General features: G+C 62.0%; 23 protein-coding genes and 4 tRNA genes. 14 read left to right on the top strand and 13 right to left on the bottom strand.

The genetic code is table 11. The annotated features are described in order from the left end of the window. The first annotated feature begins 42 nt into the window (after window positions 1-42). Entirely contained in the window at window positions 43-1,143 is a 1,101-nt protein-coding gene (thiO, locus tag POS17_RS26055; RefSeq protein ID WP_060841155.1) for a glycine oxidase ThiO, read from the top strand. Here thiO and POS17_RS26050 read toward each other — a convergent pair. The 3 genes from POS17_RS26050 to POS17_RS26040 form a co-directional block, all read right to left on the bottom strand. Then, a complete protein-coding gene (locus tag POS17_RS26050) occupies window positions 1,140-2,468 on the bottom strand; it encodes a sigma-54-dependent transcriptional regulator (protein WP_060841154.1) in 1,329 nt (442 codons plus the stop codon). The two genes, thiO and POS17_RS26050, sit on opposite strands and share 4 nt — an antisense overlap. Before the next feature lie 255 nt (window positions 2,469-2,723). After that, window positions 2,724-2,957 (bottom strand): PP0621 family protein, encoded by a 234-nt coding sequence (locus POS17_RS26045; RefSeq protein ID WP_060841153.1) that lies wholly within the window; start codon window positions 2,955-2,957, stop codon window positions 2,724-2,726. Window positions 2,958-3,084: 127 nt separating this feature from the next. After that, entirely contained in the window at window positions 3,085-4,107 is a 1,023-nt protein-coding gene (locus POS17_RS26040; RefSeq protein ID WP_060841152.1) for an outer membrane protein assembly factor BamD, read from the bottom strand. 150 nt (window positions 4,108-4,257) lie between these two features. Here POS17_RS26040 and rluD point away from each other — a divergent pair, with 150 nt between their 5' ends. The 7 genes from rluD (at window position 4,258) to POS17_RS26005 (ending at window position 9,345) form a co-directional block, all read left to right on the top strand. After that, a complete protein-coding gene (rluD, locus tag POS17_RS26035; RefSeq protein ID WP_016964308.1) occupies window positions 4,258-5,220 on the top strand; it encodes a 23S rRNA pseudouridine(1911/1915/1917) synthase RluD in 963 nt (320 codons plus the stop codon). Then, window positions 5,217-5,942 (top strand): peptidoglycan editing factor PgeF, encoded by a 726-nt coding sequence (gene pgeF, locus POS17_RS26030; RefSeq protein WP_060841151.1) that lies wholly within the window; start codon window positions 5,217-5,219, stop codon window positions 5,940-5,942. Before rluD ends, pgeF begins: the two co-directional genes overlap by 4 nt. A 130-nt stretch (window positions 5,943-6,072) precedes the next feature. Next, window positions 6,073-8,637 carry an ATP-dependent chaperone ClpB gene (gene clpB, locus POS17_RS26025; protein WP_060841150.1) on the top strand — a complete coding sequence of 855 codons (2,565 nt, stop codon included), beginning with the start codon at window positions 6,073-6,075 and terminating at the stop codon, window positions 8,635-8,637. A 295-nt stretch (window positions 8,638-8,932) separates the two neighbouring features. Next, window positions 8,933-9,008 (top strand) — tRNA-Asn (locus POS17_RS26020). A 9-nt stretch (window positions 9,009-9,017) separates the two neighbouring features. Continuing rightward, window positions 9,018-9,094 (top strand) — tRNA-Pro (locus tag POS17_RS26015). Between the two features lie 5 nt (window positions 9,095-9,099). Continuing rightward, a tRNA-Lys gene (locus POS17_RS26010) sits at window positions 9,100-9,175 on the top strand. A gap of 93 nt (window positions 9,176-9,268) precedes the next feature. Continuing rightward, window positions 9,269-9,345 (top strand) — tRNA-Pro (locus POS17_RS26005). Window positions 9,346-9,441: 96 nt separating this feature from the next. Here the strand turns inward: POS17_RS26005 and POS17_RS26000 are convergent. Both POS17_RS26000 and POS17_RS25995 read right to left on the bottom strand, forming a co-directional pair. Then, window positions 9,442-13,092, bottom strand: a complete 3,651-nt coding sequence (locus POS17_RS26000) for a transporter substrate-binding domain-containing protein (protein ID WP_060842016.1) — start codon at window positions 13,090-13,092, stop codon at window positions 9,442-9,444. A gap of 122 nt (window positions 13,093-13,214) precedes the next feature. Beyond that, on the bottom strand, window positions 13,215-14,390 hold the full coding sequence (locus tag POS17_RS25995; RefSeq protein WP_060841149.1) for an EAL domain-containing response regulator: 1,176 nt from the start codon (window positions 14,388-14,390) through the stop codon (window positions 13,215-13,217). 319 nt (window positions 14,391-14,709) lie between these two features. Here POS17_RS25995 and POS17_RS25990 point away from each other — a divergent pair, with 319 nt between their 5' ends. Next, window positions 14,710-15,339 carry a response regulator transcription factor gene (locus POS17_RS25990; RefSeq protein ID WP_060841148.1) on the top strand — a complete coding sequence of 210 codons (630 nt, stop codon included), beginning with the start codon at window positions 14,710-14,712 and terminating at the stop codon, window positions 15,337-15,339. Window positions 15,340-15,654: 315 nt separating this feature from the next. Here POS17_RS25990 and POS17_RS25985 read toward each other — a convergent pair whose 3' ends face one another. From POS17_RS25985 to POS17_RS25970, 4 genes are all read right to left on the bottom strand, one after another. Further along, window positions 15,655-16,866 (bottom strand): M24 family metallopeptidase, encoded by a 1,212-nt coding sequence (locus POS17_RS25985; protein ID WP_060841147.1) that lies wholly within the window; start codon window positions 16,864-16,866, stop codon window positions 15,655-15,657. Between the two features lie 238 nt (window positions 16,867-17,104). Next, the gene (locus POS17_RS25980) at window positions 17,105-18,403 is read right to left on the bottom strand and encodes an NAD(P)/FAD-dependent oxidoreductase (RefSeq protein ID WP_060841146.1); all 1,299 of its coding nucleotides are present in this window, start codon (window positions 18,401-18,403) and stop codon (window positions 17,105-17,107) included. Window positions 18,404-18,463: 60 nt separating this feature from the next. Continuing rightward, entirely contained in the window at window positions 18,464-18,637 is a 174-nt protein-coding gene (locus POS17_RS25975) for a DUF3094 family protein (protein ID WP_060841145.1), read from the bottom strand. Window positions 18,638-18,825: 188 nt separating this feature from the next. Beyond that, window positions 18,826-19,455 (bottom strand): DUF1780 domain-containing protein, encoded by a 630-nt coding sequence (locus tag POS17_RS25970; protein WP_060841144.1) that lies wholly within the window; start codon window positions 19,453-19,455, stop codon window positions 18,826-18,828. A gap of 146 nt (window positions 19,456-19,601) precedes the next feature. Between POS17_RS25970 and POS17_RS25965 the strand changes: the two genes are divergently transcribed. The 3 genes from POS17_RS25965 to POS17_RS25955 all read left to right on the top strand — a co-directional run bounded on the left by POS17_RS25965 (window position 19,602) and on the right by POS17_RS25955 (window position 21,034). Then, window positions 19,602-20,069: a hypothetical protein gene (locus tag POS17_RS25965; RefSeq protein ID WP_060841143.1), complete on the top strand. Its 468-nt coding sequence runs from the start codon at window positions 19,602-19,604 to the stop codon at window positions 20,067-20,069. After that, entirely contained in the window at window positions 20,066-20,755 is a 690-nt protein-coding gene (locus tag POS17_RS25960) for an energy-coupling factor ABC transporter permease (protein WP_016968160.1), read from the top strand. The genes POS17_RS25965 and POS17_RS25960 overlap by 4 nt, the downstream gene beginning before the upstream one ends. A gap of 63 nt (window positions 20,756-20,818) precedes the next feature. Beyond that, entirely contained in the window at window positions 20,819-21,034 is a 216-nt protein-coding gene (locus POS17_RS25955; protein WP_016968161.1) for a hypothetical protein, read from the top strand. A 19-nt stretch (window positions 21,035-21,053) separates the two neighbouring features. Here the strand turns inward: POS17_RS25955 and yacG are convergent, their stop codons facing one another. Genes yacG through POS17_RS25935 form a run of 4 tightly spaced genes read right to left on the bottom strand, consistent with a single transcriptional unit; the run spans window position 21,054 to window position 23,966 of the window. Then, window positions 21,054-21,257 (bottom strand): DNA gyrase inhibitor YacG, encoded by a 204-nt coding sequence (yacG, locus tag POS17_RS25950; RefSeq protein ID WP_060841142.1) that lies wholly within the window; start codon window positions 21,255-21,257, stop codon window positions 21,054-21,056. Continuing rightward, window positions 21,254-21,877: a dephospho-CoA kinase gene (coaE, locus tag POS17_RS25945; RefSeq protein WP_060841141.1), complete on the bottom strand. Its 624-nt coding sequence runs from the start codon at window positions 21,875-21,877 to the stop codon at window positions 21,254-21,256. The genes yacG and coaE overlap by 4 nt, the downstream gene beginning before the upstream one ends. Continuing rightward, window positions 21,874-22,746 (bottom strand): prepilin peptidase, encoded by an 873-nt coding sequence (locus tag POS17_RS25940; protein WP_060841140.1) that lies wholly within the window; start codon window positions 22,744-22,746, stop codon window positions 21,874-21,876. The genes coaE and POS17_RS25940 overlap by 4 nt, the downstream gene beginning before the upstream one ends. A gap of 2 nt (window positions 22,747-22,748) precedes the next feature. Continuing rightward, entirely contained in the window at window positions 22,749-23,966 is a 1,218-nt protein-coding gene (locus tag POS17_RS25935) for a type II secretion system F family protein (protein WP_060841139.1), read from the bottom strand. A 321-nt stretch (window positions 23,967-24,287) separates the two neighbouring features. Here POS17_RS25935 and POS17_RS25930 point away from each other — a divergent pair, with 321 nt between their 5' ends. After that, on the top strand, window positions 24,288-24,704 hold the full coding sequence (locus POS17_RS25930) for a pilin (RefSeq protein ID WP_060841138.1): 417 nt from the start codon (window positions 24,288-24,290) through the stop codon (window positions 24,702-24,704). A 241-nt stretch (window positions 24,705-24,945) separates the two neighbouring features. Then, a complete protein-coding gene (locus POS17_RS25925) occupies window positions 24,946-25,302 on the top strand; it encodes a BON domain-containing protein (RefSeq protein ID WP_060841137.1) in 357 nt (118 codons plus the stop codon). Window positions 25,303-25,374 lie beyond the last annotated feature (72 nt).

The raw sequence follows: 25,374 nt of genomic DNA, 5'->3' as shown, positions 1-25,374 counted from the left end.
GGGCTGCGGCGCCCACTGTCTTTCTCTTGAATGGATCTGACTATGGTTGAACAACAGCAAGTGCTGGTGGTGGGCGGCGGGGTGATCGGTCTGCTCACGGCCTTCAATCTGGCGTCCCGGGGCCAGCGGGTACGACTTGTGGAGCGCTCGGACCTGGGGCGCGAGTCGTCCTGGGCCGGTGGCGGGATCGTTTCGCCGCTGTATCCCTGGCGCTACAGTCCGGCGGTCACGGCCCTGGCCCACTGGTCCCAGGATTTTTATCCACAGCTGGCGCAGCAACTGCTGAACGCCACTGGGGTCGATCCCGAGGTCCATACCACCGGGCTCTATTGGCTGGACCTCGAAGACCAGGCCCTGGCGCTGGAGTGGGCGCAACGCGAAGGCCGTCCCCTGAGTGCCGTGGACATCTCGGCGGTGCATGACGGAGTCCCGGTGCTGGGTGCCGGCTACCAGCGGGCGATCTACATGGCCAATGTGGCCAATGTGCGCAACCCGCGTCTGGTCAAATCCCTCAAGGCGGCTTTGCAGGCCTTGCCCAATGTGCGCATTGACGAGCAATGCGCGGTCAGTGGTTTTATCCACGACGGCCAGCGAGTGGCAGGGGTGCATAGCTCGCTCGGAGAGATTCGTGCCGACCAGGTGGTGCTTTGCGCTGGTGCCTGGAGTGGCGAGTTGCTCGGTAGCCTGGGGCTGGAGCTGCCCGTGGAGCCGGTTAAGGGGCAGATGATCCTCTACAAGTGCGCTGCCGATTTCCTCTCCTGCATGGTTCTGGCCAAGGGGCGTTATGCCATTCCACGACGGGACGGCCATATCCTGGTGGGCAGCACCCTGGAGCATGAGGGCTTCGACAAGACCCCGACCGCCTCGGCGCTGGAAAGCCTCAAGGCCTCGGCCGTCGAGCTGATCCCGGCCCTGGCGGATGCCGAAGTGGTGGGGCATTGGGCTGGGCTGCGACCCGGCTCTCCCGAGGGGATTCCCTATATCGGACCGGTTCCCGGGTTTGCCGGCCTGTGGCTCAACTGCGGGCATTACCGCAACGGTCTGGTGCTGGCACCGGCTTCCTGCCAGTTGTTCTGCGACCTGTTGCTGGGGCATGCACCGATCATCGATCCGGCGCCCTATGCCCCTGAGGGGCGGGTCTAGTCCAGTCCGAGCTTCTTCATGCGATAGCGCATCGAACGCAGCGACAGGCCCAACCGCCGGGCCGCCTCCGTGCGGTTCCAGCGGGTTTGCTCCAGGGTCTGGAGCAGCAACTGGCGCTCCACCTGCTGCAGGTGACGCGCCAGATCGAGATTGAGGGCGGGCCCCGGCGGGAGCTCGTCCTCAGGTTCGGGGACCGGTAAATTCAGGTCTGCCACTTCGATCCACGGACTCTCGCAAAGGGCCTGGGCCCGTTCCAGCAGGTTCTCCAGTTCACGCACATTGCCGGGGAAGTCGTAGCGCTCCAGGGCTTGCAGTGCTTGTGGGTGCAACTGTGGGGCTGGCCGGCCACTGCTGGCGGCCAGACGCTGGAGAATGTGCCGGGCCAGTAGCCCGATATCGCCCCGACGTTCGCGCAGGGCGGGAACCCGCAACTCGATGACATTCAGCCGATAAAACAGGTCCTGGCGAAAGCGTCCGGCTTGCACTTCGCTTTTCAGATCCTTGTGGGTCGCACAGAGTATTCGTACATCCACCGCCTGTTCTTCCTGAGCGCCTACTGAGCGCACGGACTTTTCCTGCAGGGTTCGCAGCAGTTTCACCTGCATGACCAGCGGCAGGTCGGCGATCTCGTCAAGGAACAGGGTGCCGCCGTGTGCGGCCCGGAACAGTCCGGGCTGATCCATCAGGGCGCCGCTGAAGCTGCCCTTGCGGTGACCGAAAAACTCGCTCTCCATCAGTTCGCCGGGAATCGCTCCGCAGTTGACTGGGACAAAGGGCTGTGCGGCTCTGGGGCCTGACTGGTGGATCAATCGGGCCACTCGTTCCTTGCCGCTGCCGGACTCGCCGCTGATGTAGAGCGGCGCGAGGCTGGCGGCCAGTTTGGCAATATGCCGGCGCAGGATGACCATGGGCGGCGAATCCCCCGGCAGTTGCTCAGAGAAGCGAGTCGCTACACTCGAGTGTGGTCGTTTCAGGGCGGTGGCCACCCAGTCCCGCAGGCGCTTGAGGTCCAGAGGCTTTGGCAGCAGGTCGCAGGTTTCGGCATCCAGGGCGCTGGTTGGCGCGCAGGCCTCGTGGCTGAGCAGGGCCACCGGCAGTTGGGGATGGTGCCGGCGAATATGCTGCAGCAGCTCCAGGCCGCTGCCGTCCGGCAGGTGCAGGTCGGTCAGGCACAGGTCGAAATGCTCCCGGGCCAGGTGGCTGCGGGCCTCCTGCAGGCTGCGGGCGCTTTGGGTGTGCAGGCGCATGCGGCCCAGGGTGATCTCCAGCACAGAGCGGATTTCCCTGGTCTCATCGACCACCAGCGCTCTGTGCTGTGGATTCATGGTGGTGGCCGTCTTTCTCCGGGGGTGAGCAGCGGGCGACAGCGCTCGTGCTGAAGGCGAGAGATGAAGTCTAGGCCCGCGGGGAGGCGCGCGCAGGGGCTTGGGCGACGGTTATTTTGTCGCCAGTTGTGTGGGTTGGCGCCCCGAGTCCGGGGCTGGCAGGGCGAGGGGAAAGCAAGGGCTTTCGGTGCTGACGCAAGGGCTCAAGGTGCGCGTGTCGGGAATGGCTACGCGCTTGAGCCCATGTCGCAGCTGTCAGCGGTCCTGGCGGCCAGGGCCTTGCTCCAGATGTGCCTGGCTGCAGTACCACTGTTGCGACAGGCTCAGCGCCCGATCCTGAGGCAGGTGCACGCCGCAGTGGGCACAGCGCACCATTGGTGTAGTGGCCGGTTCGTGGGGGCTGCGGGGTGTGGCCGCGGGGCGCTTGAACTTGCGCCAGAACCATACCGCAGCGGCAATCAGGGCGATCCAGAACAGTAGACGAAGCATGGTGACCCGCTTTGTGGGGGGAGAGAGGCGGCAGTTTAGCCAAGCGCCTGGCAGGCGCACAGGCCCAAGAAGTGTCAGGCATGAAAAAGGGAGACTTGAAGTCTCCCTTTATTTGCTGCGCTGGCTGTCAGTCGAACACGCCGAAGGTCATGTAGCTGAACCAGGAACGGTCGCTGTTGTTGCCGGCGGCCTCGTGCTTTTCTTCCTCGATCGCATCGCCGTTGCTGTCTTTGGGCTTGAGCTCCGATGGGATCGCGTCCTTGGCGTCCTGGTACTGCTTCATCACGTCCTGGTTGGCGCGGGTTTCTCCCGGCGGCAGCGGTGGGCGAGACTCGATCAGGCCCAGGGTGGCCTTGCTCAGCCACGAACGGTTGTCGGCTTCCGCCACGCGCGGTACGAACTGGCCGTCCACCAGGCTTGGGTGATTCGGGTAGTTGAGCTTCAGGGTTTCCAGGCTGGTTGCAGCCAGCTCGTCCAGGTGCAGGCGCTGGTAGGCCTCGGTCATCACCGCCAGGCCGTCACCCACGGAAGGGGTTTCCTGGAAGTTTTCCACTACGTAGCGGCCACGGTTGGCGGCGGCGACGTAGGCCTGGCGGGTCAGGTAGTAGTCGGCCACGTGGATTTCGTAGGCGGCCAGCAGGTTGCGCAGGTAGATCATGCGCTGCTTGGCGTCCGGGGCGTAGCGGCTGTTGGGGAAGCGGCTGGTGAGCTGGGCGAACTCGTTGTAGGAGTCGCGGGCGGCACCCGGGTCACGCTTGGTCATGTCCAGTGGCAGGAAGCGCGCCAGCAGGCCGACGTCCTGGTCGAAGGAGGTCAGGCCCTTGAGGTAGTAGGCGTAGTCCACGTTCGGGTGCTGGGGATGCAGGCGAATGAAGCGCTCGGCAGCGGACTTGGCGGCTTCCGGCTCGGCATTCTTGTAGTTGGCGTAGATCAGCTCGAGCTGTGCCTGATCGGCGTAGCGACCAAAGGGATAGCGCGATTCCAGGGCCTTGAGCTTGGCTGTGGCGCTGGTATAGCTGTGGTTGTCCAGGTCGGTCTGCGCCTGCTGGTACAACTCGACTTCGCTCAGGTTTTCGTCAACGACTTCCTTCGATGAGCAAGCAGCGGTCAGTGCGAGGATGGCGATCAGCAGCAGGTGTTTCACTTGCATGGCGGCTTGCGTCCCTATGACGGCCGCTGTCTTGGGCGGGGCCGTCCTGTTATGATGAGCGCCCCGTTGAAAGCCTCGGGGCAAAAGACGCCGTATTTAACCACAAGCGCGCAGCCGAAACCAAAGGCTGTGCCGACGCCCAGTCCGAGCATGTCCGATAAAATTGAACTTCGCGCAGAGGTGCCGTCCGAACTGGGCGGTCAACGCCTCGATCAAGTCGCCGCCCAACTATTCGCTGAGCATTCGCGCTCGCGCCTTTCCGCCTGGATCAAAGACGGCCGCCTGACTGTGGACGGAGCGGTGATCCGCCCGCGGGACATCGTGCACGGCGGTGCCGTACTCGAGCTGACCGCCGAGCAGGAGGCCCAGGGCGAGTGGATCGCCCAGGACATCGAGCTGGACATCGTCTATGAGGACGACGACATCCTGGTGATCAACAAGCCCGCGGGCCTGGTGGTGCACCCGGCTGCCGGCCATGCTGATGGCACCTTGCTCAACGCCTTGCTGCATCACGTTCCCGACATTATCAATGTGCCTCGGGCCGGTATCGTCCACCGCCTGGACAAGGACACCACCGGTCTGATGGTGGTGGCCAAGACCATCCAGGCCCAGACCCAGCTGGTGGCCCAGTTGCAGAGCCGCAGTGTCAGCCGCATCTATGAATGCATCGTGATCGGTGTGGTCACCGCCGGGGGCAAGATCAACGCGCCCATCGGCCGTCACGGCCAGCAGCGTCAGCGTATGGCGGTGATGGAAGGCGGCAAGCAGGCCGTCAGCCACTATCGGGTACTGGAGCGTTTCCGTTCCCACACCCACGTGCGGGTCAAGCTGGAGACCGGTCGTACCCACCAGATCCGGGTGCACATGGCCCATATCAACTTCCCGCTGGTGGGCGACCCGGCCTATGGCGGTCGTTTCCGCATTCCGCCGGCGGCCAGCCAGACCATGGTCGAGTCGCTGAAAAACTTCCCGCGCCAGGCCCTGCATGCCCGTTTCCTGGAGCTGGATCATCCGACCACCGGTGAACGCATGAGCTGGGAGTCGCCATTGCCGGATGACTTCGTCTGGCTGTTGTCGCTGCTCAAGCAAGACCGTGAGGCGTTCGTCGGATGAGTGACTGGCTGCTGCCTGACTGGCCCGCGCCGGCCGGGGTCAGAGCCTGTGTCACCACCCGCAGCGGCGGCGTCAGCCTGGCGCCGTTCGACAGCCTGAACCTGGGCGATCACGTTGAAGACCAACCTGAAGCGGTGGCCGAAAACCGACGGCGCCTGACCGAGCGTTTCGACATTGCTCCGGCCTGGTTGCAACAGGTGCACGGGATTGCCGTGGCCCACGCTGATCCGTCGGTGGTGGCAACGGCCGATGCCAGTTGGTCGGCGACTCCGGGCATCGCCTGTGCGGTGATGACTGCCGATTGTCTGCCGGCGCTGTTCTGCAACCGAAGCGGAACCCGGGTTGCGGCGGCTCATGCCGGTTGGCGCGGGCTGGCGGCCGGTGTGCTGGAAGCCACCCTCGACAGCCTGGATGCCGCACCCGCCGAAGTGCTGGTATGGCTGGGGCCGGCCATTGGCCCGGAGCGTTTTGAGGTCGGGGCTGAAGTGCGCGAAGCCTTCGTCAGCCAGTTGGCTGCTACCGAGCAAGCCTTTGTACCAAGCGTCAATGCCGGCCGCTTCATGGCCGACATCTACCAGCTGGCGCGCCTGCGCCTGGCGGCTCGGGGGGTAACGGCGGTCTATGGTGGCGGCTACTGCACCGTGACCGACCCACGCTTCTTTTCTTACCGACGCAGCCCGCGTACCGGACGTTTTGCCTCCCTTATCTGGCTAGAGCGCTAGACTCATCTGACTTGCGTCAAGCTGCTGGCGCTTGAATCTCCCAGAATCGACCGCATCTAGAGAAACATCTGGCAGGTTTCTCTATTTAGGTGTGTCCATCGCTCCGGCCTGCTCAAAAGGAAGGTGACTAATGCGTATAGACCGATTAACCAGCAAGCTTCAGCTGGCCTTATCCGATTCTCAATCTCTGGCGGTTGGCCTGGATCATCCGGCCATCGAGCCAGCGCACCTGATGCAGGCGCTGCTTGAACAGCAGGGCGGTTCGATCAAGCCCTTGCTGATGCAAGTGGGCTTCGACGTCAACAGCCTGCGCAAGGAACTGAGCAAAGAGCTCGATAAACTGCCGAAAATCCAGAACCCCACTGGCGACGTCAACATGTCCCAGGATCTGGCGCGCCTGCTCAACCAGGCCGATCGCCTGGCGCAGCAGAAAGGCGATCAGTTCATTTCCAGTGAACTGGTGCTGCTGGCGGCCATGGATGAAAACAGCAAGCTCGGCAAACTGCTGCTGGGCCAGGGCGTGAGCAAGAAGGCTCTGGAGAACGCCATCAACAACCTGCGCGGCGGCGAGGCGGTAAATGACGCCAACGTCGAGGAGTCGCGTCAGGCCCTGGATAAATACACCGTTGACCTGACCAAGCGTGCCGAGGAAGGCAAGCTCGATCCGGTGATTGGCCGTGACGATGAAATTCGCCGGACCATCCAGGTGCTGCAGCGTCGTACCAAGAACAACCCGGTGCTGATCGGTGAGCCCGGCGTGGGCAAGACGGCCATCGCCGAAGGCCTGGCCCAGCGGATCATCAATGGTGAGGTGCCCGATGGCCTGAAAGGCAAGCGCCTGCTGTCCCTGGACATGGGGGCCCTGATTGCCGGTGCCAAGTACCGCGGCGAGTTCGAAGAGCGCCTGAAATCCCTGCTCAATGAGCTGTCGAAGCAGGAAGGCCAGATCATTCTGTTCATCGACGAGCTGCATACCATGGTCGGCGCGGGCAAGGGCGAAGGCTCCATGGATGCGGGCAACATGCTCAAGCCGGCGTTGGCCCGTGGTGAGCTGCACTGCGTGGGTGCCACCACGCTCAACGAGTACCGCCAATATATAGAGAAGGATGCGGCCCTCGAACGGCGCTTCCAGAAAGTGCTGGTGGACGAGCCGAGCGAGGAAGACACCATCGCTATCCTGCGTGGCCTGAAAGAGCGCTACGAGGTGCACCACAAGGTGGCGATCACTGACGGTGCGATCATCGCCGCGGCCAAGCTCAGCCATCGTTACATCACTGACCGGCAACTGCCGGACAAGGCCATCGACCTGATCGACGAGGCCGCCAGCCGCATCCGCATGGAGATCGACTCCAAGCCGGAAGTGCTGGATCGCCTGGAGCGGCGCCTGATTCAGCTCAAGGTTGAATCCCAGGCCCTGAAGAAAGAAGACGATGAGGCCGCGATCAAGCGCCTGGAAAAACTCCAGGAAGAGATCGTCCGCCTGGAGCGTGAATACGCTGACCTGGAAGAAGTCTGGACCTCGGAGAAAGCCGAAGTGCAGGGTTCCGCACAGATTCAGCAGAAGATCGAGCAGTCGCGTCAGGAACTGGAAGCGGCCCGACGTAAAGGCGACCTCAATCGCATGGCCGAACTGCAGTACGGGGTGATCCCGGATCTGGAGCGCAGCCTGCAGATGGTCGATCAGCACGGCCACAGTGAGAATCAGTTGCTGCGCAGCAAGGTCACCGAGGAAGAAATTGCCGAAGTGGTGTCCAAGTGGACCGGCATCCCGGTGTCGAAAATGCTCGAAGGCGAGCGTGACAAGCTGTTGAAGATGGAAAGCCTGCTGCATCAGCGGGTGATCGGCCAGAACGAGGCCGTGGTGGCGGTATCCAACGCGGTACGCCGCTCTCGGGCCGGGTTGTCCGATCCGAACCGTCCCAGCGGCTCGTTCATGTTTCTCGGCCCGACCGGGGTCGGCAAGACCGAACTGTGCAAGGCCCTGGCGGAATTTCTCTTCGACACCGAAGAGGCCATGGTGCGGATCGACATGTCCGAGTTCATGGAGAAACATTCCGTGGCTCGCCTGATCGGTGCGCCACCGGGCTATGTCGGTTACGAAGAGGGCGGCTATCTGACCGAAGCCGTGCGTCGCAAGCCGTACTCGGTGATCCTGCTGGACGAAGTCGAGAAGGCGCACCCGGATGTGTTCAACATCCTGCTGCAGGTGCTCGAAGATGGTCGCCTGACGGACAGCCACGGACGTACTGTGGACTTCCGCAACACGGTGATCGTCATGACCTCCAACCTGGGCTCGGCACAGATCCAGGAGCTGGTGGGGGACCGTGAAGCACAGCGGGCAGCGGTGATGGATGCAGTGTCCACTCACTTCCGGCCGGAATTCATCAACCGTGTCGACGAAGTGGTGATCTTCGAGCCTCTGGCGCGGGATCAGATCGCGGGCATCACGCAGATCCAGCTGGGGCGCCTGCGCAGCCGTCTGGCGGAGCGCGAGCTGAGCCTGGTGCTGAGCGACGAAGCCTTGGACAAGCTGATCGCCGTGGGTTACGACCCGGTGTATGGCGCGCGGCCGTTGAAGCGGGCCATTCAGCGCTGGATCGAGAACCCGTTGGCCCAGTTGATCCTGTCCGGTGGTTTCTTGCCGGGCGCTACAGTTACCGCCTCGGTGCAGGACGACGAAATCGTCTTTGCCTGAACCTTGGGTGGCCGCTGAGTAAAAAGGCCTCGCCTGGCGAGGCCTTTTTTTTCACTAGGGTGTTGAACTGTAAGGAAAAGGCTTGTAAAGTGCGCCCCGCAGTCAGTCACCCCCCTAGGTTTTTTCTGATGTAGAAGAAACCGGCAATGAAGTCGCAATTCATTGTCTTAAAAGCAATTTAAGGGGTTGACAGGTAGTTTGAAGATTGTAAAATAGCGCGCCTCAGAGGCATGAACGTAGCGATACGGACAAGCCGAAGAGGATGAAGTAAAAGTTGTAACTTGAAATATGTAGTTCCGTGATAGCTCAGTCGGTAGAGCAAATGACTGTTAATCATTGGGTCCCAGGTTCGAGTCCTGGTCACGGAGCCAATTTCAAACCGGGGTATAGCGCAGTCCGGTAGCGCGCCTGCTTTGGGAGCAGGATGTCAGGAGTTCGAATCCCCTTACCCCGACCATTTTTGGGTCGTTAGCTCAGTTGGTAGAGCAGTTGGCTTTTAACCAATTGGTCGTAGGTTCGAATCCCACACGACCCACCATTTTTGAGACCAGTTCGCTGGAATCGAATCTTAAGATCAGACGCCAAAAGCTCTGTTCGCAGAAGGCGCCTTTTAAAGGTGCCTTTTTTTTACCGGGGTATAGCGCAGTCCGGTAGCGCGCCTGCTTTGGGAGCAGGATGTCGGGAGTTCGAATCCCCCTACCCCGACCATATTCACGAAGAAGGGCACCTCTTGAGGTGCCCTTTTTCGTTTGTCTGCAAAAATGTCGTGCCCCGGGGCGGCAAGCCATGCTACGCCCCTTGTGCTCATTCGACGGGCAACGCCTCCCAGACCCTGCGCTGTTCCAGCAGACGCCGCTCCAGGGTCACGATTGCCTGTTTCACCTGCTCTACGCACTCCCTGACCGTCTCCAGAGCCAGCTCCGGGCTCAGGCAGGCGTCTTCCAGCTGGCGACAGCTCTCGACCAATTGTTCGCCCTTGACCACTCGCGCAGCGCCCTTGATGCGGTGCGCCAGCTCTGCCAGTTCCACGGTGGCCTGTTCCTCGAGCAAGGTGTCGAGGCTCTGCATGTCCATGCGATTGTTGCTCAGCAACTCACTGAGAATGTGGTGCAGCATCGTCGGCTCGCTGCCCACCAGGGTGTGCAAGGACTCCAGATCGAATACCCGGGAGGAGCGGGGGCTGGCGGGCTTCGAACTGGCGAGGCTTTCCTGCTCGCCCTCATCGGCCTGCCCCATGGCCAGCAGGCGTTCTTCCAGCTCGTCCAGGCTGATGGGCTTGATCAGGCAGTCGTTCATTCCCGCCTGGATGCAGCGTTCCACCTCCTCCTGCTGGGCGTCAGCGGTCAGGCCGATGATCATCATCGGCTGCGCGGCATTGTCCCGTTCATCCTGGCGAATCGCCCGGGTCATCTCGGCCCCGTTCATGATGGGCATGTGGCAGTCGGTGATGATCACGTCGAAGTCCTGCTCACGCCAGATGTGCAGGGCCTCCAGACCGTTTTCCGCCTCGAACACGTCATGTCCGAGGAAGCACAGTTGCTGCTGCAGGACCTGGCGGTTCACCGGATGATCGTCCACCACCAGGATCTGCAAGCGGTACATGTGACGCTTGTTGACCGGGGGCAGGCGCTCGGCTGCGGCCACGCGCTCCAGTGTCTGCAGACGCAACTCCACATTCACTCGGGTGCCGTGTCCCACAGCGCTGCTCATCGATACCTGGCCCCCCATCATTTCGCACAGGGAACGGCAGATCACCAGGCCCAGGCCTGTGCCTTCGATGTTCTGCACATTGCGCTCCACCTGGGCAAAAGGCTGGAACAGACGCTGCTGGCTGCAGGGCGAGATGCCGATCCCCGAGTCCTCGACACAGAGCCGTACCCGCAGCACTGCGTGGTCCAGCAGATCGCCGCTGATGCTCACCTTGATAAAACCGGCCTCGGTGAATTTGATGGCGTTGCTCACCAGATTGGACAGGATCTGCTTGAAACGCAGGCCGTCCACCAGTACGTCGCCGTTGATGCTGGAATCGATCTCGAGGATCAGGCTCAGGCATTTCTGCCGGGCCAGTCCTTCGAACACCCGCGCCACCGACTCCACCAGTTCGCGCAGATTGGCCCGTTTGGGCGAGAGACTCAGGCGCCCCGACTCGATACGGGCGATATCCAGAATGTCGCCGATCAGCTCCAGCAGGCTGTGCGCCGAGCTGTAGGCAATTTCAATGCTGGAGCGTTCGATCCGGTCGCTGTCGGCGCGTTTGAGCGCCAGCTCGAGAATGCCGATGATCGCGTTCATCGGCGTGCGGATCTCATGGCTCATGGTGGCCAGGAACGTGGTCTTGGCCCGGCTGGCCTCGTCCGCGAGGTTCTTGGCTTCCTTCAGCTCCTGGACCAGATGCCGATGCTTGGTGATGTCCAGCCAGCCGCAGATCACGCCCTTGGTGACGCCATTGGCATCCTTGAATGGCTGAATCCAGTGTTCGATCCAGACCTCCTTGCCCTGCAGCTTCACCGCATAGACCGATGTGATGGTCTGGCCGTCGTTGATTGCCTGCAGGTAGTTCTGATGCAGATCGGGTTGCGCCGCGAAGTGCTCGGGCGGCAGTTGCTGCACGGTGCGGTTCAGCACCTCTTCGGCGCTGAGCCCGACGCTCTCCAGGTAACTGCGGTTGCAGGACAGCATGTTGCCGTCGACATCGCGGATATAGAGCGCAGGCGGCATGTTTTCCGCCAGCGTTTCGATAAAGCGCAATTGGTCGTTGAGGGTTTGCTCGGCCTTGACCCGGCGACGCAGGTAGAAGACCCAGGCCAGTGACAGCAGGAGCAGCAGTGAGGCCCCGGCGATGATCTCGGCGATCATCAAGGCGTAGTCGCGCCAGGTTTGGCTGCTCATCCCCGGGGGCGAGCGCCAGTGGCTGGCGATGGCGTTCAGGTCGTCCGCCGGGAGGCTGAGCAGGGCCTTGTCGAGGATGGACTGCAGCTCCGGGTCGCTGCGGCGCAAGGCAAAGTTGGCAGTGGCCTGGGTGGTGTGAATCAGGTCGGAGACGGCCAGGCGGTTCTGAAACAGACGGACAATGTAGTAACGCGAGGCCGGTAGGGACACCACCGCAGCATCGGCAGCGCCTTCATAGACCTTGTTCATGGCATCCAGCGAGGCACCGGCTTCGATTATCCGGGTTTGCGGATAGAGCTCGCGCACCTGTTGCAGCGTGACATGGCCGCTCGGTATGGCCAGGCGCTTGCCGATCAGTGCTCCGGCGAGCAGTGCCTTGCCGTTCTTGTCGGTTTGGGTGACGAGGACGAAGGGGCTGCTGAGAAAGGGCCGGGTGAAGCGCAGATTGTTCTCGCGTTGCGCGCTGGCGGTCATGATGGCCAGGTCCGCTTCCGATTTACGCAGGGCTTCAATCTGTTCCGGGTAGCCGCCGTTGCGGGCGGTCACCTGGAAACGCAGGCCGGTACGTTGGGCAATCAGCTCCAGCAGTTCGGCGGTGACTCCGGAGAAAATGCCGTTGGCGTCGAAAAAGGCCACGGGTGCCAGGTCATCGTTGATCACCAGGCGGACCACCGGATTGCGGGCGATCCAGCGCGACTCCTCCGGCGTCAGCACCACCTTCTCGTCCGAGGGAATGAAGCCGCTGCCGACCCAGCGGCGACTGAGGCTGGTGAGTTTTTCCCGGCCAATGGCTTCGATGCACTGGTCGACGATGCGCAGCAGGCGCTGGTTGTCCTCTTTGAGGGCAAAGCCATAGCCACCTTCGGAAAACGCAGCGAAACGTTCGAACTTGAGGTAGCTGTAGTAGGCGCGGTTGATGCGGAAGTAGGCACTGAGCACGTCGTCCAGGTACAGATCGGCATGGCCGAAGGCCGCCGCGGCGATGGCTTCGTCGGGGTTGGGGTAGATCATCGCGTGGGCGAGCGGAAAGCGTGACAGCAGTTCGGCGCTGTGCTCCTGAGGGACGGCTACCCGCAGCCCGGCCAGGTTGGCGGACACAGGCTTCAGGTCGTCGTTGCGCCTGAACAGCGCCAGGCGACCCTCGGCGAAGGGGCGGCTGAACCTGATGCTGTCGGCAGTGGCTGGCGCGGAACTGTAGCTGCCCAGCAGATCGATGTTGGCCGTCTGCAAGGCCTGCAAGGCGGCGTCCCGGGTGGCAAACGGCACGACCTTGATGCGTATCCCGAGCATCTGCCCGATCAGGGCGCTGACGTCGGCGGAAATGCCTTCGTAGTAGTTGTCGTTGTAGCTGACATTGAACGGTGCCGACTCGGTGGCGACGGCGCCGATTTTCAACTCCGACTTGTGACGCAGCCAATGCCAGTCTTCATCCTCCAGGACCAGATCGTGGTGATCGAGGTGAACCGTGCTGTGCAGGGTATTGGGCAATGTCGGGGGCTCGGCCGCTGCCGGTTGCACAGCGGTGAGCGCCAAGCAGAAAAACAGCCAGATAAATCGTGAATGCATGATCGCGTCGAAAGTAGGAGGGCAGGAGGACTTGAGCCGGGAGTCGTAGCGCAAGGCGCGTCGGGCGGACGGTACATGAAGCAGGGTCATGGGTCGCCACCTTAATCGGCCGTCATGAGGGGCTAGCGGCTGCAATAGGCGATGAAATGATTTTCCGGCATGGGCCGCGCGAACAGAAAACCCTGGGCGGTCTCGCACCCCAGTGCCAGCAAGCGCTCCTGCTGCTCGCGGGTTTCCACCCCTTCGATGATCAATGACATGCCCAGCGAGCGAGCCAGCGCCACGGTGTAGCTGATGACCGCATTGCTCCTGGGTTGGTGCCCCATCTTGCGCACGAAGGCTCCATCGAGCTTGATCTGACTGAAGGGCAGTTCACACAGGCGATCCAGGCTGGCGTAGCCGGCGCCGAAATCGTCCATGGCCAGGCCGCAACCCATCACTCGCAGGCGCACCAGGTTTTCCAGACTGATGGCGGGAGCGCTGACCAGACTGCTCTCCGTGATCTCGAAAGTGATGCAGGCGCACGGCACCTGAAACAGCGTGAGCAACGAGGCAATGGATTCGGTCAGGGTCTGGGACGTCAGTTGCGAGGGGTGCAGGTTGAAGGAAAATCCCAGGGCGGTTCCTTTCTCCGCCAGTTTGCGACGCAGGGCCAGGCCTTGATCGAGCAGTTGCCAGAACAGGCGGTCCAGCAGGTGGTGGTGTTCCATGAGACACAGAAAGTGCGAGGGCGGCAGGACGCCTAGCTGGGGGTGGTTCCAGCGAGCCAGAACTTCCACCCCCAGTAGAGACGCGTCTTCGAGGGCGACTTTGGGCTGGTAATAGGGCTCGAATTCACCGTTGTCCAGGCCTCGAAGGACATCCTTCAGGGCCGGTAGCCTGGATTGTTCCAGCGGCCTGACCAGTCCGGGACGCTGGGACGGATAGCGTTTGAGCAAAGTGGTCAGCCGCTCCAGATCGAAGGGCTTGCCCAGGTCACCCAGGAAGTTGAAGCCCAGGTGCTTGATCATGGACGCGGTGGTGTGCCGCAAAATCGAATCGATCTGGCTGCAGAGAATGACCGAGTGCAGCTTGCCGCTGTGACTGGCGTTACGCAGGAAGGCCAGGCCGTCCATGCCGGACATCTTCAAGTCGCAGATGGCGATGTCCATCTTCTCGCTGTTCTCCAGCAGCGCCAGGGCCTCGCGGCCGCTGGCGGCCTGATGCACCTGCCCCGACATCACCTTTTTCAGGGCCGTCACGGTGACCAGGCGCTGCAGCGGTTCATCTTCCAGAACCAGAACATTCAAATGTTGCATTTCCGGCTCGCGTCATTATTTGTCGAGCATCTTGCTTAACAATCTGGATCGGGAGCCATAAGGCAAATCCCCACGTGTGGTGAGAAATTTCCTAGTGAAAAATCAGACTGTCTGATTCCTTTGGGAGAAGTGATTAACCTCTTGTATCGTCCCTTGTTTGTCAGGAGTCTGAAATTTACCGGGCATCGCGCAGGCAACGCCTCTGTGGCAACAGTGGTTACCCAAATACGAACGTTGCATCTGATCGGGGTGCGATTGCGTTTATCTTCCGAGCGACAAGGCCGGCCCCAAGGCCAGGTTTTTAAGGTGAAGTGACAACATGCACAGCGTATTGATAGTTGACGATCATCCTGTTGTCCGGCTCGCCGTTAAGGTCTTGCTGGAAAAAAACAACATGCGGGTTGTGGCCGAAACAGACAATGGACTGGATGCGCTGGAACTGGTTCGTGAACATGAACCGGCGGTGGTGATCCTCGATATCGGCATTCCCAAGTTGGACGGCCTCAAGGTGCTGTCACGGATCAAGGCCTTGGGTATATCCACCGAAGTGCTGGTGCTGACCTCGCAGTCCGTCGAAAGCTTCTGCAGGCGCTGCATTCAGTTGGGCGCGCGTGGGTTCGTCAACAAGGAGGAGGACCTGAGTAATCTGGTCGTGGCCATTAATGCGGTGTTGGCCGGCTATACCTTTTACCCGTCCCTGGCCGTGGATGTATCCATTCCTGCCGCGGAACAACAGACCGAGAGTGAACAGATAGGTTCGTTGACCGATCGGGAAATGATCGTGCTGCAGTATCTGGCCCAGGGTTATTCGAACAAGGCCATTGGTGAAAAACTGTTCTTGAGCAACAAGACCGTCAGTACTTACAAAACCCGTTTATTGCAGAAACTAGGCTTGGGTTCACAAGTCAGTCTGGCGGAGTTTGCCAAGCGCAATGCGTTGATTCCCTGAATTGAATCCGGCCGGCCAGTTGTAGTTTGCTCACTGGTTTGCCTGAGTCTCGATCCTTGAAGACGAGCGACACAATAGTGCGTTCTTTGTACATGACTTCAGATGTGCCGGGATCGTTCTCCAGATGGTTTACAGCACGATCTACCGAACTTCGTGGCCCATCTTGCATGGGCCACTGATACTTCCTGGTGTTTGAGAGGGTTCTTGTTGCAGGTGCCTCAGCACCCTGCCAGGTGGGGCAATGGAGCTTGCAGGCGCGACGGCGCATCGGGCCCACGGTGGTGATCTGTGCTGCCCCGGTCCAGGGGCGCAGGTTCAGGCGCCGATGATGTTGTGCCCTGGCCCAAAGGGCAGAGCGGTGATGTTTTCCGCCCCCTGGGCATTGACGATCAGGATGTCGTGTTCCCGATAGCCGCCAGCACCAGGCAGGCCCTGAGGCAGCCGGATCATCGGTTCCATGGACACCACCATGTCCGGCTCAAGCACGGTGTCCACGTCCTCGCGAAACTCCAGGCCGGTTTCCCGGCCGTAGTAGTGGTTGAGGATGCCGAACGAGTGGCCGTAGCCGAAGGTGCGGTATTGCAGAAGGTCGTGCTCCAGGTAGATCTGGTTCAACTGCCGGGCAATCTCGCTGCAGCGGGCGCCGGGCCTGATCAGTTGCAACCCGGCCTGGTGCACCTTGACGTTGATTTCCCAGAGCCGCAGATGGGCATCGGGACAGTGGCCGAGGAACAGCGTGCGCTCCAGCGCGGTGTAGTAGCCGGCGATCATCGGGAAGCAATTGAGGCTGAGGATCTCCCCCGGACTGACCCGGCGCGACGTCACCGGGTTGTGGGCGCCGTCCGTGTTGATTCCGGATTGAAACCAGGTCCAGGTGTCCATCAGTTCGGCGGCGGGAAAGGTGCGGGCGATTTCCCGCACCATGGCCTGGGTGGCGTGCAGCGCCACTTCGTACTCCGCCACCTGATCGTGCAGCGCCTCGATCGCGACGGCGCCGCCAATGTCGGCGATGCGCGCGCCCTGGCGGATCAGCGCTTGTTCCTCGGCGGACTTGAGCATGCGCAGGTTCATGCAGGGTCCGGCGATGTCCAGCAGTTGCGCCTGTGGATAACGTTCGGCCAGGGCCCGGTAATGGGGCAGGCTCAACTGATCGAACTCCAGCCCCAATCGCGAAGCTCGGGGCAGGGCCTGTTTGACCGCGACGAGGAAGTTGCCCCGTTGCCAGTCGGTGTAGATCACTTGAGCGTCACAGATCGCCCGGCGCCCCGGCTGACCGCCGTCGATGTTGGCGCTGATCAGCACCGTGCGCTCCTGGGTCACCGCCAGTGCGTACTGACGGCCGAAGGAACAGTACAGGTAATCGGCGTAGTAGTTGATGTTGTGGTACGAGGTGAACAGCACCCCGTCCAGGCCTTCTTGGGCCATGTGAGTCCGCAGGGCACTCAGGCGCCGGACGTATTCCGCGGCAGAGAAAGTGGAGGGGGCTTTTTCGCCATTGCGCAACTCAAGCGTCTGGGGCATCTGCATGGCATGGGTCCTTGCTGCTATGAACGATGCGTGGCGCCACACTCGGGTGGGCCGGGACACGGCATTGCAGCAGATCGCGCAGTAGCGGGCATGTGCAGTACCGACCCCGGGTTGGCTGCAAGCGCTGTTTTGACCGCGCGCCGCCCCAGGAGCCAGGGCGCTGGCGATCCAGGCGAGCAGCATCGAAGACTGGCCCCCCGCTACATTGCGTAGCGGGGGGCCAGGGACACGCGGGGACTCAGTGCAGCTTCAAGCGTGGGTCGGTGCCGCGTCCGATGCGGCTGCCGAGCATCAGCATCGCCGTGCGGAAGACTCCGTACAACGCCATCTGATGCATGCGGTACAGCGAGATGTAGAACATCCGCGCCAGCCAGCCTTCGAGCATCACACTGCCGGTGAGATTGCCCATCAGGTTGCCCACCGCCGAGAAGCGTGACAGCGAGATCAGCGAGCCGTAGTCGGTGTACTTGTAGGTCGGCAGGTCCTTGCCTTCGATACGCAGCTTCAGCGACTTGGCCAGCAAAGACGCTTGCTGATGCGCAGCCTGGGCCCTGGGCGGCACGTTGCGGTCGCTGCCCGGTTGCGGGCAGGCGGCGCAGTCACCGAAGGCGAAGATGTTCTCGTCGCGGGTGGTCTGCAAGGTGGGCAGGACCTGAAGCTGGTTGATGCGGTTGGTTTCCAGGCCGTCGATGTCCTTGAGAAAACCCGGCGCGCGAATGCCTGCCGCCCAGACCTTGAGGCTGGCGGGAATGGTCTGGCCGTCGGCAGTGATCAGGCTCTCGGCGGTCACTTCGCTGACCGCGGCATTGGTCAGAACCTTGACCCCGAGTTTCTCCAGGGTCTTGTGCACCGGGCCGCTGATGCGCTCGGGCAGGGCCGGGAGTACCCGTGGTCCGGCTTCGATCAGGGTGATGTGCATGTTCTCCGGCTGGATACGATCCAGGCCATAGGCCGCCAGCTCATGGGCCGCGTTATGCAGTTCGGCGGCCAGTTCCACGCCGGTGGCTCCGGCGCCGACGATGGCCACGCTGATCTGTTCCACGGCATCGGTCTGCCCGGCGTGAGCCCGCAGGTAGTGGTTGAGCAACTGCTGGTGGAAGCGTTCGGCCTGTTTGCGGGTGTCGAGGAACAGGCAATGCTGGGCTGCGCCCTGGGTGCCGAAGTCGTTGGTGGTGCTGCCCACGGCAATCACCAGGGTGTCGTAGCCCAGTTCCCGGGCTGGCAGCAGTTCCACACCGGCTTCGTCATAGGTTGCCGCCAGCTGGATTCTCTTGCTTTGACGATCGAGCCCGCTCATGCGCCCCAGCTGGAACTCGAAGTGGTTCCATTTGGCTTGGGCGACGTAGTTGAGTTCGTCTTCGGAGGAGTTCAGCGAGCCGGCGGCCACTTCGTGCAGCAGGGGTTTCCAGATATGGGTCAGGTTGGCGTCCACCAGCATCACACTGGCGGTGCCGCGCTTGCCCAGAGTCTTACCCAGGCGGGTCGCCAACTCCAGGCCGCCGGCGCCGCCGCCAACGATGACAATACGATGAGTCATGGGGATATCTCGCAAGGCTAAAAGAAATCGGTGCAGTCAACCGAGCGAGCGCGAAGCGGCTCATAGCGTCAGGTAACTGATAAAACGGCTCAACAGGCCGAGGGCGACGGTCACCGCAACCACCACCACGAGGAGCGTCCACGGCCGGAAGGGCCGGCGCTCGACTCGGTGCTGGGGCAGTTGCAGATATTCTTCGACATGGCGTTGGTCGTCGGGGTTCAGGCGGCTGCTCATAAAGGGCCTCGTCAGGTAGACGTCGCAACACAGGGGAATGTTACAGCGCGATGCAATCGGGCATGAGTCGAGCATAGCCGCTGCCGTGCGGGGGGCGATGACGAGGTCCCGGCGTTGGCAGGCAGGACGCTTTTTTACCATTGCCGGGGGGTAATGCGCCATGCCCACGCATGGCGGATTGACGACCGTTACAAACTGATGCCGACGTCGAAGAGGATGCTGCGCCCCAGATTGCTGCGCAGGAACTCCGGTGCGTCGGGATGGGCAAACAGCACCCGGGCGAAGGTCGGCCCCACCAGGGACAGTGAGCGCCAGCCCTGGCGCAGGTATTCGGTGGGCGGCGGGAAGTGGCTGTTCAGATCCAGCACCTCACGCTTCAGGGCGGCGAAGGCAATGATGTCCAGCTCGCCGAGGTTCATCCCGCGTTCCTTGTAGTTGTGAGCTTTCTTGCGCAGGGTTGGCCCCAGGCGCAGCAACAGTTCGTTGGCCGGGATGCGTTTGGGCTTGGCTTCGCGGCGCACCAGCTGGCTCAGGGAAAACGCACTGCGCCGCCGCTGCAGTTCATCGCGCCATTCGTCGTTGAGACGGCGGCCCTCATCGAGGACGAAGAACACCTCGAAGCTGGCCTCGCGAAACAACACATCTGGCGGCTCTTGGCCGGCGGCGGTGAATTCGTCATTGCGATAGGGAATGTTCAGGCCTTGCAGCAGGCGCTGGCAGACCCAACGCTCACGCTCCCATTTGCGGGCATTGGACAGGAACGCGTTGGCTTGTTCGGCCTGGATGGTAAGCAGGCGCAAAAAATCTGAGTCATCCATAACTTCAAGCTTAGCGCCCAAATATGACCTTTAGCAGCAGGCTTCCGGAAAAACCTTGATCAGGGGGCCGCAGGCGCGCTTGCTGGAGCCCGGCCAAGGGCGGTGTAGACTGTTCGCCGTCCTCCCCCTCGATTTAGGAGTGTGCAGTGAAACCCTGGTCAATTCTGTTGCTGAGCCTGTTGCCTCTGTGGGCCCAGGCCCTGGAAATCGGTGAGCGTCTGGCCCCCTGGACCTTGCTGGATCAATTCGATCAAGCCTACAGCCTCGACTCCCAGGCGCGGTTCCTGCTGGTGGCTCGCGGTATGGATGCGGCCAAGGTGGTGAACGGCGCGCTCAAGGACAAGCCCAAGGATTATCTGCAGGCGCGTCATGGGGTGTTTGTCGCGGATATCCAGCGCATGCCGGCGCTGATCGCCAAGATGTTCGCGGTCCCTGCCATGCGTGATTATCCCTACCGGGTGATGCTCGATCGGGAAGGGCGCGTGGCCTCGCGTTACCCCGCTGCCGAGGACAAGGTCCTGTGGCTGCAATTGCAGGATGGCCAACTGGTGTCCCGGCACGAGTTCGACACGGTCGAGCAATTGAAGGCAGCGCTGGAGAACATCCAGCCATGATCAGCGCGGCGCTGCTGTCGCCGGAAAGCCTGAGCATCGGGTGGCTCCTGTATGTCCCGGTGCTGGCCTGGGCGGTGTTGCGAGCGCCGTGGGTCGAGCTGTTCACCGACAGCCGCCGTCAGCATCTGTTGTTCGGTACGGTATTTGCCCTGTTTCTGCTGTGGCTGGTGCGTCGGGACTTCGACACCGGCGTGTCCTATCACTTCATCGGCATGACCGCGGTGACCCTGCTGCTGGATTGGCCATTGGCGATCGTGGGGGGCTTGATCGCGCAACTGGGGCTGCTGGCCCTGGGCCGCCAGGATCTGGCGGCATTGGGGGTCAACGGGGTCTTGTTGATCCTGCTGCCGGTGGCGGTTACGGAAGCCTGCGCTTGGCTGGTGGAACGGGCCCAGCCGCGCAACCCCTTCGTCTATATCTTTTGTTCGGGCTTCTTTGCCGCGGCCTTGTCGGCGCTGCTGTGCCTGCTCTGCGCGCTGGGGCTTTTGTGGTTCGACGAGCGTTTCGCCATGCCCGAGTGGCTGGAGGATTTCGTCGGTTACCTGTGGCTGATCATCTTTCCCGAGGCGTTCATCAACGGCATGGTGATCAGTGCCCTGGTGGTGTTTTGCCCGGAATGGCTGGAAACCTTCAATCGCACCCGCTACCTCTCGGCGCCCTGGAAAGACGAGGATCCGCGCTCTTGATCCATATCAACGCCGAGCCTGGGGCCCCGCTGCATGCTCGGCAAAAATCCCAGGAGTGCGGTCATGAGTGTCTATCAGTGGGCCCGGCAGGAAGTGCGCGACAGCCTGCACAGCGCCCAGCAGGAAGGGTTTGAACCGGGCTTGAGCCTGCGGGCGCTGCTCAGCGCGGTGGTGCAGCAGAGCAAGAGCGTGCGCAGCATCGAGGATCTGGCAGACGAACTGCAGTTCCTCGCGGAGAACCTCGACGACGATCAGGACTACAGTTTCATGCGGCCCTGACCGGCGTCGGCTTGAGCACTCAGTGTGCGCGGGGCGGCAGTTCTTCCGAGAACAGTTCGTCCTCGGCATCCGGGCTCACCGGAATCTTGTGTTCCTCGGCGGCCCAGGCCCCCAGGTCAATCAGTTTGCAACGGTCGGAACAGAATGGCCGATTGGTGTTGGCCGCGGTCCATTCCACGGGGGCGCCACAGGTTGGGCATTCGACGGTCAGGGGTTGGCTCATGACTGGCCTCCACGCAAAGTTAAGTAAAAGTGATGCAGGCGCTCGACTTCGCTGCGCAACCAGGCCTGGTCGCGGTCGTTGACCAGTACATCGTCGGCGTGACGCAGGCGCTCCTCCCGGCTGGCCTGGGCCTGGAGAATCGCCCGGACCTGCTGTTCGCTGGTCCGGTCCCGTTGCAGGGTGCGTTCAATCTGCAACTGTTGCGGCACATCGATCACCAGGATCCGCTGGGTCATCCGTGACTGGCCCGACTCGATCAACAGCGGTGACACCAGAATCGCATAGGGCGATTCGGCGCGGGCCAGATGCTTGGCAATCTCCTCGGCGATCAGCGGATGCAGCAGCGCTTCCAGCCAGCGCCGTTGCTCGGGGATCTCGAAGATCAACGTGCGCAACGCGGCGCGATCCAGTTGGCCATCGGCCTGTAGCACGCCCTGGCCAAAGTGGCGGGCAATCTGTTCCAGGGCCGGGCGCCCGGGTTCCACCACCCAGCGTGCGGCGTGATCGGCATCGATCACATGCACGCCCAGGTCGATGAAATGCTGGGCGGCAGCGCTTTTGCCACTGCCGATGCCGCCGGTCAGGCCAAGAGTCCAGGGTGTGTGAGGGGAGCGAGTCATTGGAAGCCGACAGCCTGCAGATAGAAGTCGGTCATTTGACCACCCCAGAGCAAGGCAATCCAGCCGGCAATGGCCAGAAAAGGGCCAAAGGGGATCGGCGTCGAGGTTTTGGCCCGGTTCAGGCGCAGCATGAGGGTGCCGATGATGGCGCCCACCAGTGAGGAGAGGAGCAGGGTCAGCGGCAGCACCTGCCACCCGCCCCAGGCTCCCAGCATCGCCAGCAGCTTGAAGTCGCCGTGCCCCATGCCGTCCTTGCCGGTCAGCAGCTTGAACAGCCAGAACACCGACCACAGGCTCAGGTAGCCGAGTACCGCCCCCCACAGGGCATCGCCCAGGCTGACCAGCAGCCCGAAGCTGTTGGCGATCAGTCCCAGCCACAGCAACGGCAACACCAGTACGTCGGGCAGCAGTTGGTGATCGGCATCGATCAGACTCATGGCGATCAGCCCCCAGCTGAGGATCAGCAACAGGCCCGCCTGCCAGCCGAAGCCGAAGTGCCAGGCAACGAAGGCCGAGATCAACCCGCAGGCCAGCTCGGTCAGCGGGTAGCGGGGGCTGATGGCGGCCTTGCAATGGCGGCAACGGCCCCGCAGGCACAGATAGCTGAGCAGGGGAATGTTCTCCCAGGGGCGGATTGGCTGTGTGCAATGCGGACACTGGGAATGGGGCAGCAGCAGGTTATAGGGCGCCCCTGCCGGCTCCGGGGGCAGCCCCAGCACTTCGTGGGCCTGGGCGCGCCAGTCGCGCTCGAGCATCTTCGGCAGGCGCCACACCAGCACATTGAGGAAGCTGCCGACCAGCAGCCCCAGTATCAGGGCGGCCAACACGAAAGCCAGGGGGTAGAGGGTCAGGACTTCAGTCAAGGACATGTTCAGATCGCTGTACCGAGTTGAAAGACAGGCAGGTACATGGCCACCACCAGGGCGCCGACGATACTGCCCAGAAGCACTATGATCAACGGCTCCATGAGACGGGTCAGGCTGTCCACCAGGTGGTCCACCTCGACTTCATAGTGGGTCGCGACCTTTTCCAGCAAGTGGTCCAGGGTTCCGGACTCTTCACCGATGGCGGTCATCTGGACCGCCATGCCGGGGAAGACCCCGCTGGCGCGCATGGCAAAGTGCAATTGCATGCCGCTGGCCACCTGTTGGCGAATGCGCTCCACCGCTTGCTTGAAGACCCGATTGCCACTGGTTCCGGCCACCGAGTCCAGAGCCTGCACCAGGGGCACCCCGGCAGCGAAGGTGGTCGCCAGGGTTCGGGCATAGCGCGCCACGGCGGATTTTTGCAGCAAGGGGCCGGCCAGGGGCAAGCGCAGCAGCCCCACATCCACCGTGTCCCGCAGGCGTGCCGAGCGTCGATAGGCCTGGATCAGGCCGACACCGACCAGCAGGCTGGCGGCGAGCAAGAGTCCGCCGTGGCGCTGGAGCACCTGGGAGAGGTTGATCACCCATTGAGTGAGCGGCGGCAACTCGGCGTCGAACCCGGCGAACAGGCTCTGGAACTGGGGAACCACTTTGAGCAACAGGATGCTGCTGACGACGACTGCCACGCCGATCACCGCCAGCGGATAGACCATGGCTTGCTTTACCCGGGTCTTGAGGTTTTCGCTCTTTTCCTTGTGGGTCGCGACACGTTCCAGCAGCGTGTCCAGGGCCCCGGCCTGCTCGCCGGCATCCACCAGGTTGCAGTACAGCGCATCAAAGTGGCGTGGATGCCGGCGCAGTGCGCTCGCCAGGCTGGAACCGGCCTCGATTTCGCGCTTGAGGCTGGCCAGCAGCTGGCGCATCAGGGGCTGTTCAAAGCCTTCGGCAATGATGTCGAAGGCCTGCAGCAGCGGCACCCCGGCCTGCATCAACGTGGCCAGTTGGCGAGTGAACAGGGCGATCTCCCGGGGGCTGATCCCTTGGCCCAGTCGAGGCCAGGCCCTTGGCTTGCGGCGCACCCGGGTCGGGGTGATGCCCTGCTTGCGCAACCGGGCCCTGATCAGTCCCGGGTTGGCAGCGCTCAGTTCGCCGTGCATCACCTGGCCCTGGCCGTCGATGCCGTGCCAGAGATAGACACTCGTCGTGGGAGCTTTTGCCGCCATGCTTCGATCCTTGGGCAGTGGAGGAGTCTGGTCAGGAGGGTCATCGAACGGCTGATCGATGATCCGCGACCGCGGATGTGGTCTGGGCGCAAACGCGGTTGGGACGCTCCGGCCGGCGGCACCTGTTGAAGCCTAGCTGCCGGGTGCCTGTCGGACAGGGTCACGAGCTGACGAAATTTGTCAGTTTGTGCGACTTCTTGCGCTCAAGGCCAAGGGCTATCACCTCTGCAGGCCGCGGATTCCGTGGGTCGGGCCCTGGCACAGGGAATGCTTCAAGTCTTGCTGACGATCCACAGAGCATCATTGCCAGGAGGCACATCCATGAAACATCAATCCGCTTTTACCCTGATCGAATTACTGGTGGTGGTGGCCATCATTGGCGTTCTCGCCATGGTGGCGATGCCGCTGTACGCCCAGTATCAGGCCCGGGCCAAGGTAATTGCCGCGTTAGCCGAGGTCTCGGCGCTCAAGGTGAATGTCGAGGACCTGCTGAACCAGGGGACCGACCCGACCCTGGCCTTGATTGGAGGCTCGGCCCAGACCTCCAACTGCCGGGTGAGCGTCGGTGGCACAGCGGCCTCCGGTGAAGGGAGCATTGGCTGCACCATCCTCAATGCGCCGGGAGCGGTGCTGAACAAGACCCTGCTGCTGACCCGCTCCGCAGCTTCCGGATGGACTTGCAGCACCACGGTGGAGGCCGATTATGCGCCCAAGGGCTGCATGGCGCAGGACGCTTGAAGCCTGACCTGGCGTTTCGGCGCGGGCCGCTCGGATTGCTCCGGGAAAAAACCGCAACTTGCATGCAGATTGTCGAGCCGTCGTGCATTTTGCATGCTGCCGATTTTTTGGATTTTCTTTAAGTTATTGTTTTATAACGAATAATTATGGTCTTCAGACTTGGCACAGCACCTGCAACATCCCCAGTAACCCTGCTGCCAGGACTCGGAGCAGGCTTTCTAAAAGAACAGGAGTTATTCGTATGAAGAAGTTTGCTATCGCTGCTGCAACTGCTACCGCTCTGACCCTGACCATGGCTAACGCAGCTTTTGCGCAGACTACTCAAGGCACCCAGTCGCCCATGGTTGTGGCTGCCGGTGAAGTGACCAAGGCCAAAGAGGCGACTTCCGATACCTGGATCACCACCAAAGTGAAAAGCGATCTGGTTACCGAGAAAGGCATTCCTGGCACCGACATCAAGGTCGAAACCAACAAGGGCGTGGTGTCGCTGTCGTCCACCGTCGCGATCACCGAAGCGCAGAAGGCCACTGCCGTGGCAATCACCAAGAAAATCAAAGGCGTCAAGGCAGTCTCCGCTGACGGCCTGAAAGCCGAGTAAGACTCCAGCTTCTCGCCTGGACAGGGAGAGGAAGCGGCAGACGGGCCCAATGGTACGGCTGCCGCTTCTTTC

The sequence above is a fragment of the Pseudomonas sp. Os17 genome, assembly GCF_001547895.1.
GTDB lineage: Bacteria > Pseudomonadota > Gammaproteobacteria > Pseudomonadales > Pseudomonadaceae > Aquipseudomonas.
This window is presented reverse-complemented; position numbering and strand designations above follow the sequence as displayed.